14 protein-coding genes are annotated in these 13,078 nt (G+C 48.0%); 7 read left to right on the top strand and 7 right to left on the bottom strand.

Annotated elements, in window-relative coordinates:
• Window positions 1-3: 3 nt before the first annotated feature.
• The gene (gene ybeY / locus D6024_RS03955; RefSeq protein WP_121353152.1) at window positions 4-468 is read right to left on the bottom strand and encodes an rRNA maturation RNase YbeY; all 465 of its coding nucleotides are present in this window, start codon (window positions 466-468) and stop codon (window positions 4-6) included.
• A gap of 53 nt (window positions 469-521) precedes the next feature.
• Here ybeY and D6024_RS03950 point away from each other — a divergent pair, with 53 nt between their 5' ends.
• Both D6024_RS03950 and nadD read left to right on the top strand, forming a co-directional pair.
• Complete coding sequence (locus D6024_RS03950; protein ID WP_121353150.1) at window positions 522-740, top strand: FeoA family protein; 219 nt, start codon at window positions 522-524, stop codon at window positions 738-740.
• 14 nt (window positions 741-754) lie between these two features.
• The gene (gene nadD, locus D6024_RS03945) at window positions 755-1,339 is read left to right on the top strand and encodes a nicotinate (nicotinamide) nucleotide adenylyltransferase (RefSeq protein WP_121353148.1); all 585 of its coding nucleotides are present in this window, start codon (window positions 755-757) and stop codon (window positions 1,337-1,339) included.
• Here nadD and D6024_RS03940 read toward each other — a convergent pair.
• The 3 genes from D6024_RS03940 to D6024_RS03930 all read right to left on the bottom strand — a co-directional run bounded on the left by D6024_RS03940 (window position 1,327) and on the right by D6024_RS03930 (window position 5,255).
• Window positions 1,327-2,577: a chromate transporter gene (locus D6024_RS03940; RefSeq protein WP_121353146.1), complete on the bottom strand. Its 1,251-nt coding sequence runs from the start codon at window positions 2,575-2,577 to the stop codon at window positions 1,327-1,329. The genes nadD and D6024_RS03940 overlap by 13 nt on opposite strands.
• Before the next feature lie 112 nt (window positions 2,578-2,689).
• Window positions 2,690-4,330 carry an ABC-F family ATP-binding cassette domain-containing protein gene (locus D6024_RS03935; RefSeq protein WP_121353144.1) on the bottom strand — a complete coding sequence of 547 codons (1,641 nt, stop codon included), beginning with the start codon at window positions 4,328-4,330 and terminating at the stop codon, window positions 2,690-2,692.
• Between the two features lie 181 nt (window positions 4,331-4,511).
• Entirely contained in the window at window positions 4,512-5,255 is a 744-nt protein-coding gene (locus tag D6024_RS03930) for a phosphatase PAP2 family protein (protein ID WP_121353142.1), read from the bottom strand.
• 81 nt (window positions 5,256-5,336) lie between these two features.
• Here D6024_RS03930 and D6024_RS03925 point away from each other — a divergent pair, with 81 nt between their 5' ends.
• A complete protein-coding gene (locus D6024_RS03925) occupies window positions 5,337-5,597 on the top strand; it encodes a KTSC domain-containing protein (protein ID WP_121353141.1) in 261 nt (86 codons plus the stop codon).
• Between the two features lie 75 nt (window positions 5,598-5,672).
• Here the strand turns inward: D6024_RS03925 and D6024_RS03920 are convergent, their stop codons facing one another.
• Entirely contained in the window at window positions 5,673-6,518 is an 846-nt protein-coding gene (locus D6024_RS03920; RefSeq protein ID WP_121353139.1) for an SAM-dependent methyltransferase, read from the bottom strand.
• A gap of 103 nt (window positions 6,519-6,621) precedes the next feature.
• Between D6024_RS03920 and D6024_RS03915 the strand changes: the two genes are divergently transcribed.
• Window positions 6,622-7,437, top strand: a complete 816-nt coding sequence (locus tag D6024_RS03915) for a polysaccharide deacetylase family protein (RefSeq protein WP_121353137.1) — start codon at window positions 6,622-6,624, stop codon at window positions 7,435-7,437.
• A 13-nt stretch (window positions 7,438-7,450) separates the two neighbouring features.
• On the opposite strand, the gene nadA is transcribed toward D6024_RS03915, so the two are convergent.
• The gene (gene nadA, locus D6024_RS03910; RefSeq protein WP_121353135.1) at window positions 7,451-8,458 is read right to left on the bottom strand and encodes a quinolinate synthase NadA; all 1,008 of its coding nucleotides are present in this window, start codon (window positions 8,456-8,458) and stop codon (window positions 7,451-7,453) included.
• A 718-nt stretch (window positions 8,459-9,176) separates the two neighbouring features.
• Between nadA and D6024_RS03900 the strand changes: the two genes are divergently transcribed.
• Window positions 9,177-11,309 carry a peptidylprolyl isomerase gene (locus D6024_RS03900; protein ID WP_121353131.1) on the top strand — a complete coding sequence of 711 codons (2,133 nt, stop codon included), beginning with the start codon at window positions 9,177-9,179 and terminating at the stop codon, window positions 11,307-11,309.
• A 123-nt stretch (window positions 11,310-11,432) separates the two neighbouring features.
• Window positions 11,433-11,981, top strand: coding sequence for a DUF2480 family protein (locus D6024_RS03895; protein ID WP_121353129.1), 549 nt, complete (start codon window positions 11,433-11,435; stop codon window positions 11,979-11,981).
• Between the two features lie 181 nt (window positions 11,982-12,162).
• Here D6024_RS03895 and D6024_RS03890 read toward each other — a convergent pair whose 3' ends face one another.
• Entirely contained in the window at window positions 12,163-12,759 is a 597-nt protein-coding gene (locus D6024_RS03890; RefSeq protein ID WP_121353127.1) for a hypothetical protein, read from the bottom strand.
• A gap of 112 nt (window positions 12,760-12,871) precedes the next feature.
• Here D6024_RS03890 and D6024_RS26500 point away from each other — a divergent pair, with 112 nt between their 5' ends.
• Window positions 12,872-13,039: a hypothetical protein gene (locus D6024_RS26500; protein WP_162944509.1), complete on the top strand. Its 168-nt coding sequence runs from the start codon at window positions 12,872-12,874 to the stop codon at window positions 13,037-13,039.
• The last annotated feature ends 39 nt before the right edge of the window (window positions 13,040-13,078 follow it).

Below are 13,078 nucleotides of genomic sequence, written 5' to 3'. Positions count from 1 at the left end.
ATGTTAATCTTTCCGTTTTTTCGTTTCACGTTCCACGTGAAACTTTCTTAAATAAACATCCTCCATTTCCCGCATTTTCCGGCTGTCCTCCGGCTTCTTGTCTTTATACCCTGCCAGATGCAGAATACCATGAAATACAACGCGTAATAACTCGGCAGCAAAAGGCGTGGCGAAATTCGTGGCGTTTTCTCTTACCCTTTCTATACTGATATAGATATCAGAAACCAATGCCTGTCCTTTGGGAGAAAGTTCAAAGGTGATAATGTCGGTTAAGGTATCATGCAGCAAATATTGCTGGTTCATCTGCAGCAAGTACGCATCATCACAAAAGACATAATTGATTGCGTCTATTTTTTTCCCCTCCCCTTTTAGCTGCTTTTCAAGATATGCCTTCAACAGGCCTCTGTCCGGGAAATAGAACTTATCGACCAGGAAATGGAACTTTATTTTATCGCCTGCCTTTTTCATCCTGCAAAATTCGGCAAGCGTTTTTATTGATTGAAGTAGCTTTGAAACTAGTTATGAAATTATCAGAATTGAAAGCCGGGGACAGGGGCATTATCAAAGGATTTGAAACGTCCGATCTGGAACTCAAGTTGATGGAAATGGGCTGCATACCCGGAGAAACCGTGATTGTCGAAAAAGTGGCTCCTTTGGGTGATCCGATTTCGATCCGTATTGCCGGCTACTCGCTGAGCCTTCGAAAGAATGAAGCAAATCAAATTCTCCTCGAAGAATAACCTGAACTTCTCCAATGAAAATCGGACTCTATTTCGGATCCTTCAACCCTATTCACATTGGTCACCTTATCATCGCCAATCACGTACTGAACGAAACAACGCTTCAAAAACTCTGGTTTGTTGTGTCGCCGCAAAACCCCTTCAAACAGTCGCCGACACTGTTGAACGAATACGACCGGTTGCACCTGGTACAAAAAGCAGTTGAACACGACGATCGTTTGCGAGCCTCGGATATCGAATTCTCGCTGCCGAAACCTTCCTATACGGTACATACACTTGCCTACCTGACAGAAAAATATCCTTCACACGAATTCACCATTATCATGGGTAGCGACAGTTTTCAGAACCTCGGTAAATGGAAAAATGCGGAAACCATCCTGGCCAATTACCCGATTTTAATTTACCGCAGGCCGGGGTTTGACATAACAAACACACATGGAGCGAAGGCCACTGTTTTAAATGCGCCCCTGCTTGAAATTTCCGCCACCTACATAAGGGAGTGTATTCAAAACCAGAAATCCATCAAATACCTGGTGCCTACTGCCGTGGAAGAAGAAATTGAAAAAAGCGGGTTTTACAAAAAGGCTCACAAGAAATAACCAACCAACAAACAGCAGGCAACGATAAAGGGAGAATGAATGCGGGTAAATTTCAGCAAAAGGAATGTGACCCCAACAATGACCAAATTAACCAGGCTGGTAAAATTTCCCTGGAGAAAAGAAATGTCCTTCATGATGTAAAGTGTAGAAGCAATCATGATCCCAACTACCGCGGCATTGATCCCTTCAAGCGAGCGGTATACGACCGCATATTTTTTCAGATAATTCCAAACCGGGAAAAAAAATAAAACCAGCAGGGCGCTGGGCAAAAAGATGGCAACCATGCCGATAACGCAACCTATGATCTGCCAAAGCGCACCCTTATCTTTCAACGCCATACCGCCGGCGAATGAAGCAATCGAAAAGACTGGACCCGGCATGGCCCTGACGATTCCCATACCTGTGACCATGTCTTCCTTTTTGATATAGATCTGGTTTTTTGCAGTAGTGGAATCGGTGGCAGTTCTTGCCTCGGGACGAACAGAATATTGCTCATACATCATTGGCATCAGGACGTGCCCACCACCAAAAACAAGGCTTCCCATTCGATAGGTATTCTCGAACAAATTAATGGGCTTTCGTGTAGACCAGTTTTCTTTCCGTGCGGTTTCACTAAATGCGCCTGCTAACAGGAAGATCAATGCAAAGAGCCAGATATTTCCCCAGGCAACTTTCTTTTTCGACACTTCGGTTTCCGGAATTCTTTTCTTGCTCACATTTGTTGCTGCACCACTGAAAATGATCAGTGCGGGGAACACCCATGGCGATTTGAAAAAGATATACGTGGCCGCCACGCAAACCAGCATGATGATCCAGGTAATCAAATTGTGTATCGAAATTTTGAAAGCCTTTACCGCAGCATAGGTCAAAAACCCGACAGCCATCGCTGGAATATATTTAAAAATATCTTTATGTAATGAATGGCTGTCAACCCGGTTGAGAACAAAGGAAAAAATACCCATTAGCAGACAGGCTGGAAAAATCCATACAAACAGCGTGGCAATTGCCAACGACAACCCTCCCCTTTTATATCCAATCAATGTAACGGTTTGCGTAGAAGAAGCACCGGGCAAAAGATTGCAAAAGGCGTTGTACTCCAGTAATTCTTCTTTGGTGACATACGGCGTTTTGTCGACAAAGAATTTCATCATCATCGCAACGTGCGCCTGCGGTCCTCCGAACGCTGTAATGCTGTAGAGAAAAACATTTTTTAGAAAACGTATGTGGCGCAACATCATGACGCCTCAAGTTAAAGATTCTGGCCGAATCGAATGGATATCACTCCACAAAACAAAAAGAGCCGTTCTTCACGAACAGCTCTTTTCTATTATCTTTTGGGTTGATTCCTCTTTATGCCATAACAGCTTCACCGTATAGTTCTTCCCGCAATTCTTTCACACGCTTGTCTGCCAGGTATTCATCAAACGACATCAGGCGGTCGATAATGCCTTTTGGAGTCAGCTCAATGACACGGTTGGCAACTGTCTGCATAAACGTATGGTCGTGCGATGTCAGCAACACAACGCCCGGGAAGGCAACACACCCTTCGTTGAAGCTTTGAATGCTTTCCAGGTCAAGGTGGTTGGTCGGCTGGTCAAGGATAACAACGTTTGGATTTTGCAACATCATCCGGCTGATCATGCAGCGCACTTTTTCCCCTCCGCTCAGTACATCGGTCTTCTTCAGAATGTCATCACCGCTGAAAAGCATCTTGCCTAAAAAGCCGCGAAGGAAAGGTTCGTCTGCGTCCGTTACATGCGACGGTACATATTGGCGAAGCCATTCCATCAGGGTTAAGCCATTTCCAAAAAATTCATTGTTCTCCACAGGAAGGTAAGCCCTGGTAATCGTTGTTCCCCATTCAAGCTTTCCGCTGTCCGGTTGTTCGTTACCGTTAATGATATCAAAGAAGGCCGTTACTGCCGACGGGTCCTTGCTAAAGAAGGCAATCTTTTCACCTTTGTTCACACTGAAGGTTGCCTTGCTGAACAACACGCGGCCGTCCACGGACTTCGAAAGGTTTTCCACATTCAAAATCTGGTTACCCACCTCACGCTGCGGCTGGAAAATGATCCCGGGATAACGGCGGTTGGATGGTTCGATTTCTTCTATAGTCAGCTTTTCCAGTGCTTTCTTTCGCGACGTTGCCTGTTTGGATTTAGACGCATTGGCCGAGAAACGGGCAATAAAGTCCAACAGTGCCTGGCGTTTTTCTTCTACCTTCTTGTTTTTATCATTCAACTGGCGCGCCATCAGTTGGGACGATTCATACCAGAACGTATAGTTACCCGTAAAGATTTTGATCTTCTGCCTATCCACATCAGCAACGTGTGTACACACCGCGTCCAAAAAGTGACGGTCGTGCGAAACCACAAGAACAATGTTCTCGTAATCGGCCAGAAAGTTTTCCAGCCACCCAATCGTTTCAATGTCCAGGCCGTTGGTCGGCTCATCGAGCAGCAGGATATCCGGGTTACCAAATAGCGCCTGGGCCAACAGTACACGCACCCTCATGTTCGAGGGAATATCTTTCAGCAGCGACTGGTGAAATTCTTCCTTAACACCCAGTTCGCTCAGCAAGCTGGCAGCATCGCTTTCAGCCGTATAACCGCCCATCTCGCCAAACTCTGCTTCCAGTTCACCGGCCTTCATGTAATCATCTTCCGTGGCATTCGGATCGGCATAAATCGCGTCTTTCTTATGCATCACGTCCCACATCTTCTTGTGCCCCATCAACACGGTGTTGAGAACCGTTTGCTCATCAAACGCAAAATGGTTCTGCTTCAATACCGCAAGCCGTTCGCCCGGCGTGATATCCACTCTCCCCTTGTTGGGCTCGATTTCGCCCGACAAAATTTTTAAAAAGGTAGATTTACCGGCACCGTTTGCACCGATGATGCCATAACAGTTGCCCTTGGTGAACGAGATGTTTACCTCATCGAAAAGTACCCGTTTGCCAAAGGACAACGAAACATTATTTACAGAAATCATAAATGCTCAAAATTGAGGCGCAAAGGTAGGTTTTTGCACCTGCTTATCCGAATGGCTTTTCGTTAAAGTATGGCAGCGCCTTGCCTGTATAATCTGCTTTAGGACTCTTTGATCCAATTCCAACCAGCATTTGAAATAACGCATCGATAGAAGGCAAGACAAGGTTTGAACCGGTGGCACTTCACCCGCCTTTTGCTACCTGAGTCCGGCCCGGTTGCTCAATGATCGGATTTAATTGGCGCTTGCTATAGGATTCTATTTGGTTCAGTAACCAGATAGTGAGTACAAGCCAGATAATCCCTACACAAAAACCCGCAATCACATCCGTTGCGTAATGTACCCGCAAATAAACCCGGCTGAAACCGATGACCAACATGAGAACCAGGAGAAACAAGATCAGGCTCCACTTGATGTTTTTGTTCTTTATTCCCTTGTAAATGATGTAAACCAGAAGACCATAAAACGTCACACTGAACAGGGCATGACCACTCGGAAAACTTAACCCCTCTGCATGAAAAAGTAGCGGTACGCCAGGCCGTGGCCGGTTGAAAAAATGCTTTAACCCAAACATGAGCGCAAGGCTGCTTAATGCAATAGCGGGGATCTTGATTGCATACCACTTGTGTTTCTGCACAAAGAGAAAATAGGCGATCAGTAAAAGATTGGCCGGGATCAGAAACTTATGCGTTCCCAAAAATGTAAAGAACAACATGATATCGCTGTTCTCCTTGCTGACGTGTTGCTGTAAGAGCGTAAACACGTTTTGGTCAAAACCGGTGTCCTGTAAAACAATCACCTTCCGGATCAGGTAAGCCAGCGACAACAGCGCAATGACAAAAACCAGCAACACCAAAATCATTTCTGCAGAAAACAGCGCCACCGCCGCCCAGGTCTTTTTTACCCGTTTTGAAATGTGCTTGAACATAATGTCCGTGCTGCAAACGCCGTGCGAAGGAATTAACAGAAGAGAAGGCTTAAATGGTATAATTTTTTTGGCTTATATAGCATGTCAAAACCGATATTCACATCCCGCTCCTCTACGATCCACAGGGTTGATTACAATGAGGCCGAAAGCGCACTGGATATTGAATTTCGCAGCGGCAACGTGTACCGCTATTACAATGTGCCGCAGCGGTTATGGAAAGTGTTTCAGCTCTACATTGAATGCGAAGGTTCACCCGGATCATTTTTCAACGAGTACATCAAAAGCCAGTATACCAGTGAAAAGATCAAGGATGTCAGTGCTGAAGAAGATCACGGTGAATAACGCATAATTTTATCCCTCGATAAGAACCGCTACCGGTTCTTTTTATTTGCTCAAACAATTCGTCGTTCAAGATTTCTATGCTTTTACAGCGGAAATGACTCGGTATTTCCACCATCCTTTTTTCAGTGTGGTGTACTGAAGCAATGCCGACTCAACATTGTTGGCAGCCAGACTTGTTGGCTTGCCACGGAACAGGCGGTAGAGAATAGCGGCCGGTTTTCCCAGCCAATAAGCCTTGTAGAGACGTTTGGCAGAAGGCAAAATCGCCTGGCTGATGTCTTCCGACACAATCCTGCAAAAGCCGGCAGCAGCAGCGTCCCGGCAGAATTCACTTTCCAGGGCAAATTCATTGATGGCCCAGCTATTGGCAAATTTTTTCACCGCAGCTGCTGCACGCTGCGGAAGGTTTTCGGCCTGGAAAAAGTCAGCAATCACAAGACGTCCCCCCTTTCGCAGCAAACGGGATGCTTCGTTTAAAAAAGCGCTTTTGTCATCGGCATAACAAACACTTTCAATGCCCCATACTACGTCGAACGACTCTGAAGGATAGCCGGTATTCAAATAATCTTTTTGAGCAAAGGTCACCCGGTTTTGCAGCCCGGCTTGCTGCGCTGCCGCATTTGCTTTTTGCACCTGTTTTTCGTTCAGGCTAATACCAGTAACCTGGCAACCCCGGAAACCAGCCAGCCAAAGAGAAGAGCCACCCACGCCGCAGCCGGCATCCAACACGTTGTCGTCTTTCGTGATGGATACTTTATCGGCCAGCACACGATTGATATTGAGCAGCGCCTCGTGAAAATCCTTTGTTGACGAATCCCAGTAACCATAGTGCAACGAACGCGACGTGTCGAGCTTCCAGAAAAGACGGTAATGCACCTCGCTCAGGTCGTAATAACGGGCAATGTCTTGATGCGTGAACATGATCAAATCTATCCGGGTGAAGATAAGGCTTCGATGAAAAAACAGCCCCTACAAAAACGCATGGGAAAACGAACCTGCAACGGAACGTCTATTTTTGACTGCCATGCGTCTCTTCGTTTTCATTTTGCTTTTACTTTTTGCCCTGCAGCCTTTGGATGCGCAGCAGAAAAACTTCACGTATCAACAAGGCGCTATGACCCGGGGAGACAGTACAAAAAAAGAACTGGCACTGGTGTTTACCGCCGATGAAACCGGAGAAGGACTGCCACAGATCCGCAAAACACTCAAAGCCGAAGGCGTAAAGGCTGCCTTCTTTTTCACCGGTCGTTTTTACCGGAATCCGGCCTTCCGGCAACAGGTCAGGCAACTGGTAAAAGACGGACATTATCTGGGTCCCCACTCCGACCAGCACCTGCTTTATTGCGACTGGAACAAACGTGACAGTCTTTTGGTGAGCAGTGACAGTTTTGTTAACGACATGGCAGCGAACCTTAAGGCAATGCAGAATCTGCATCTGCCAGTTCACACACCACAGTTATTTATTCCGCCGTTTGAATGGTGGAACGATTCCATTGCCGCCTGGAGCCGGGAAAAAAAAATGTCACTTTTCAATTTCACACCCGGCATCCGTACCAATGCCGATTACACATGGCCAGAGCTTGGCGCAGCCTATAAAAGCAGCGAATGGATTGTGAACTGGCTGCAAACAGTCGTTGCAACAACACCCGAAAAACTGAATGGTGCGATTGTGCTGATCCACGCCGGAACTGATCAGCGAAGAAAAGACAAGTTGTACGAAAGGCTTGCCGGAATTATTCACGTGCTGAACCAACACGGGTTTCACATCAAACGAATTGATGAATTGCTGAAGACAAATGAAAAGACCCTGCAATTTTCTGCAGGGTCTTTTCCACATTGATTTGTGAACAAGCTTACAAGCCAATCCTTGCGCTGATCTCCAGCATGCGATCCAGACTCTTTTTCGCCTGCACCCGCAATTCTTCCTCCATGACCACCTCCGGCTGCTCATATTCCATGCACAGGTAAACCTTTTCCAGGGTGTTCCGCTTCATATGCGGGCAATCGTTGCAGGCGCAGGCATTATCGGGTGGTGCCGGGATAAAGGTTTTGTCCGGCGACTGTTTGACCATCTGGTGGAGAATGCCGGCTTCGGTGACCACGATGAATTCTTTGTCGGGACTGTTCCGGGTATAGCTTAACAACTGCGTGGTAGACCCAATGAAATCGGCTATCCGCAACACCGGTTCTTCACATTCGGGATGGGCAATCACTTTTGCCTGCGGGTGACGCACTTTCAACTTTGTCAGTTTCTCCAGGCTGAAAATCTCGTGCACCATGCAGGCACCATTCCACAGGAGCATGTTCCGGCCGGTGGTGCGGTTGATCCAACCACCCAGGTTTTTATCGGGTGCAAAGATGATCGGCTGCTCCGGGGGGAAGCTCTCCACAATTGCTTTCGCATTAGAGGACGTACAGATGACATCTGTGAGGGCTTTGATCCCGGCGCTGCAATTGATATAGGAAATCACGACGTGGTCAGGATGCTGCTCTTTAAAGCGTTTAAAGAGGGGTGGCGGACAACTCTCGCTCAGGGAACAGCCGGCCTTCAGGTCGGGGATCACCACTTTTTTGGTTGGGTTAAGGATCTTGGCTGTTTCGGCCATGAAGTGCACGCCGGCAAATACGATCATATCGGCATTGGTCTTTGCCGCCTGTTGGGCAAGTCCCAGGCTGTCGCCAACATAGTCGGCTATGTCCTGTATATCGGGTTCCTGGTACAGGTGCGCCAGGATGATGGCGTTCTTTTCTTTCTTGAGCCGTTCGATCTCGGCAAAGAGGTCCAGCGTCGGGTCTATGTCCACGTCCAAAAACCCTTTTTCCTCTATTTCTTTTTTCGCTATCAACATTTCTTCGCTCATGTAATAATTAATAATCTTTTTATTTTTATAAAGAGAAGCTACTATTATTATGGGTGTGAATTTGGGGAAAGAGCCTGGTTCACTTTGTAGCCGCTGCACTTAATATACAGTTATCCACAGCTTTTCCTGTTCCACGCACAACAAAGGTAGGACCACTTGCGGATTACAGGGGATATTCACAAAAATGTGGATTACTCAAATTGAAAAGATTTCCGCTCTATTCGTTTTTTCGGTGATGTGAATAGGCGTGGGATAAAACAGGGTTAATGAACAAAAACCGGAAACCCTCCGTCGCCAGACAAACTTGTGAGCCAAGAGTACACCAGTCCTTTCACGGTAAAGCCACAGTTATTCACATCAAATGGGGGATATACACACCAAAAATGCCGTTTGTGTGACCCCGTATGGCAATCCTGAGTCGGAGAACGCCGGAGCCGGAAAAGCTGTACGAATGACCTGTTACTATATATAGATACCGGATGGAAGAATTTGCAAAATGCGTTTTTGAAATTTCGGAATTGATATCCGGTTGCTACTGTTCACGAAAAATTCCACCAGTACATGCACATCTTTCCAGGCAGCCGGCAAGCCATAAACACGCATTAGCTTTTTCTTTGCCGGATCCGTCGAAAACTCTGCTTCAGAGCGGTTTTCCACATTTTGTGTATAATTCCTTTTACCCTATTTTCGCCATCCTTAAATAAGAACACCACCATTTATGTCAGTTATTCAGCAAATCAGAGACAAGTATGCCCGCATTGCGGTAATCGCCATTGCGCTGGCCTTGCTAGGGTTCATCTTAATGGACGCCTTCGCAGGTCGCGGCCGCATGTTCGGCGGCAGGGAAACCACCATGGGAAAGATTAATGGGAAAAAGGTCGATGCCGAAGCGTTTATGCGCCGTGTGTCGGAGATCACCAAGCGCCAGGGTTTTGAAGGCGAAAACGGAACCGCACAAGCCGTTAACGGATTGTGGCAACAGGAGTTGACCGACAAGATCATGGGCGATCAATATGATGAGTTGGGCATTTCTATCAGCGACAAGGAATTGGACCAGTTGCTGTTTGGACCGAATCCCCCGCAGGAGTTTCGCCAGGCTTTTGGTAACCCGCAAGATCCGCAGGCATGGGACCCGGGCCAGGTGCGCCAGCAATACAACCAAATCAAAAAAAGTGGTACGCCTGAGCAAAAGGCTCAATTGGCCGAACTGATCGACTATATCGAAAAGCAAACCCTGCTCAATAAATACAATGCGTTGCTGACAAACTCTGTTTATATTCCAAAATGGTTCCTGGAAAAACGTAATGTGGATAACAGCCAGGTGGCAAATGCAGCGTACGTTTCTGTGCCCTACACCACCATTTCCGACAGTGCTGTAAAAGTGACGGATGCGGATATCACCGACTACATCAAGGCCCACCAAAAAGACTTCGACCAAAAAGAAGAAAGCCGTTCCTTTAATTATGTATCGTTCAGCGCCGCTCCTTCTGCCGCCGACAGCGCTGCCGTTCGCAACCAGCTTCTTTCCCTGAAAGACTCGTTCCAGCGCACCGGCAATGTGCAGCAGTTCCTGGTGGCCAACCGCAGCCTGGCGCAATACAACGAGACCTATGTTTCGGATAAAGACCTGAACATCCAAGGCAAGGACTCGATCTTTAAAGCACCCGTTGGCGTGGTTACCGGGCCGCTGGTCGAGCAGGATGCAATGTTGCTCACACGAATCATGGACAAGAAAACACAGCCGGATACGGTAAAAGTGCGGCACATCCTGATTGCCCTGAACCCGCAGGATGCTGCTGGGCAGCCAGGCGCCGCCCGTGACTCGGTAACGGCCAAGCGCATCGCCGATAGCGTGCAGCGGATCATTGCCGCCGGCGCCAGCTTCGACAGCATCGCTGTAAAACTCTCCGATGATGCAGGCAGCAAATTCCGCGGCGGTGTGTACGACAGCATTACCCGTCAAACACAGTTTGTTCCGGAGTTCAAGGATTTTGCCTTCAACAACCCTGTTGGCGCAAAAGGTGTGGTAAAAACCCAGTTTGGTTACCATTATATAGAAGTGCTTTCGCAAAAAGGTTCATCCCCTGTGTATAAACTGGCTTTGTTTGCCCTGCCGATCGAGGCGAGCTCCGAAACGCAAAGCCAGGCCAGCAATGAAGCCAACATGTTTGCCGGAAACGTAAAAGACGAAAAGAGCTTCAACGACTATTTTGAAAAGAACCTGAAGGCAAAAGGTTACCAGAAGCAGGTGGCCAGCAACCTGCACCCGATGGACTTTTTTGTTACAGGTGTCAACGGTTCGGCCCGTGAACTGGTGAAAGATGTGTTCAAAGCCGACAAAGGCGACGTGGTAAGCCCCAGCCAGCCGATCAACAACAGCTATATCGTGGCCGTGGTAACCGACGTAAACAAGGCCGGCCTGCCTTCTGCTTCTTCGGTTCGCCAAATGCTTGAGCCGGTGCTGCGCAACAAGAAGAAAGCCGACATGATCAAACAGCAAATGGGGACTGTTACCGACCTGAATGTGGTGGCGACGAAGTTCAACCAACAGGTGCAGCGTGCCGACAGTCTTCATTTCACCGGCGGTGGTGCCCTGGGATACGAAAACAAAGTGCTGGGTGCCATTTTTAACCCGGCCAACAAAGGCAAGGTTTGTGCTGAAGGAATTGCCGGCCAGGCAGGTGTCTACGCCATCCGCACGGATGCCGTCTTCACGGCTGCTGTTGACAACGCCGGCATTGCACAACAGCGCCAGATGCTGGAAATGCAAAGTCGCCAGATGTTCCGCTCACCGGTGGAAGTACTGCAGAAAAAAGCCGACATCAAAGATTACCGCAGCAATTTCTATTAATTGCTCACCGGTTTATAAAAAGCAAAGGGCTGTTTCGAAAGAGACGGCCCTTTGCTTTTGTGGTGATTTCGTCCCGCGCATACCATCCGTCCCGCAAATCCCGGTTCGGACTACCTTTGCACCATGAGTGATGCCATTGTGAACAAAGTCGCCCAAAGCGGCCTGCTGACCCTGAACCTGGAAGATTACCTGCCGCAAGGCGGGTTCGTCGTCTTCGACCTGAAGGATTATCTTTTTATGGGTTTGATCCTGAAAGAAAAAGATTTCAGGGAAGCGCTGAAGGCGCTGGACTGGTCAGCTTACCAGGATAAAAATGTCGCTGTCACCTGCACGGCCGATGCCATTATTCCGTTGTGGGCTTACATGCTGGTAACGACCTACCTGCAGCCAGTTGCCAGGGACGTGTACGTGGGAACAATCGAGGAAATGCAGAAGCACCTGTTCGTAAAAAATATCCAGGCCATCGATGCTGCGCAATACGCTGGCCAGCGCATCGTGGTAAAGGGCTGCGGTGACGTGCCCGTTGGTGCCTTTGCCTATGCCGAACTAACAAAACGTTTGCTGCCGGAGGTTAAAAGCATCATGTACGGCGAGCCATGCAGCACCGTACCGGTGTACAAAGCCTCCCTGCCTCCCAAGGAGGGATTGGCTGGCACGCAAAGGCCAGCTTAGACACATTCCTTGCTCAGTATTGCTCTGAACCCTGACGTGTGCGACGCAACGGCAGCGCAATCGATCATCTGCTGCCGGTCACATAAAAGAAAAAGGCTCCATCATTTTACATGATGGAGCCTTTGTTGTATCGTGCTCAAGCAGGCTCTGTGCATAGCCTACCCCTTCACCGGGAGGCCGCTTAGTCCTCCCTCACCTTTCCTCTTTCATTGTCTTCTCGTTCTTTTTGGTAGACGGCGATCCGGATCTTCCACTCCGGCATTTCGTATTGCAGGGAAAGCTCCACTTTTACCTTGGGCAGGCTGCTGGCACTGGGCGTTAAATGAAACTCCGTTGAGGCAAAGCCAAGGCTTTCGTTCGGCGCATCGTAGGTTCCTTCCAGGCCATAAGTATAGTCGCGATTGAGGGTGAGGCTCATTCCTTTCAGATCCTTGTAGAGCGAATTGTATTTTTTTTCGGCAACCGCAAAATCATCCGTCGCCAGCAACTGCGCCTGCCAACTGTAAATCGGCGATGCACCGGAATACTGGATAATTGTATTGGACTCGGCCGATTTAAAGGTCAAAAGCGAAGCGTACTCAATGCGCTGCGGATCGCTGTCGTTCAGCAGGTCACCTTTCAGGTTCGAAAAGCCTTTTGTATAATCTGTAATGACTTTTTCCAGCGCCTGGCGCATATCGCTGCCCGAGCGGCTGGGCAACCGGAGCTGGGCATTTGCAGACACGAAAACAAAAAGGGAGAAGAAGACAGCCGATACACGGGTAGCATTCATTTTCATAGAAGGGATTTTTTCAGAATTCGCATACAAAATAGCCAAAAGCTTCGTTTTACCAATAGAAATGCGTAAGTTTATTCACCCATTATCCACAAACTATAAAAACACAAAACACATGAAAAACAGAGAAATTGTTCACGCAAAGCAGGCGGCAAAAATATACAGCCATGCCTACAAACCCTCCACCAACGTGTGGCGGTTTATGAAGTCGATCCTGGGCGCCTGGTTTTATGGTTCTTCCACCCCCCACGATTATGCGCCATACAAGCGATTGTCAAAATAAAAGAAACCTCCCCAACGGGAGGTTTTTTTTATGACACCG

The sequence above is a fragment of the Flavisolibacter nicotianae genome (assembly GCF_003628535.1).
GTDB lineage: Bacteria > Bacteroidota > Bacteroidia > Chitinophagales > Chitinophagaceae > Flavisolibacter > Flavisolibacter nicotianae.
This window is presented reverse-complemented; position numbering and strand designations above follow the sequence as displayed.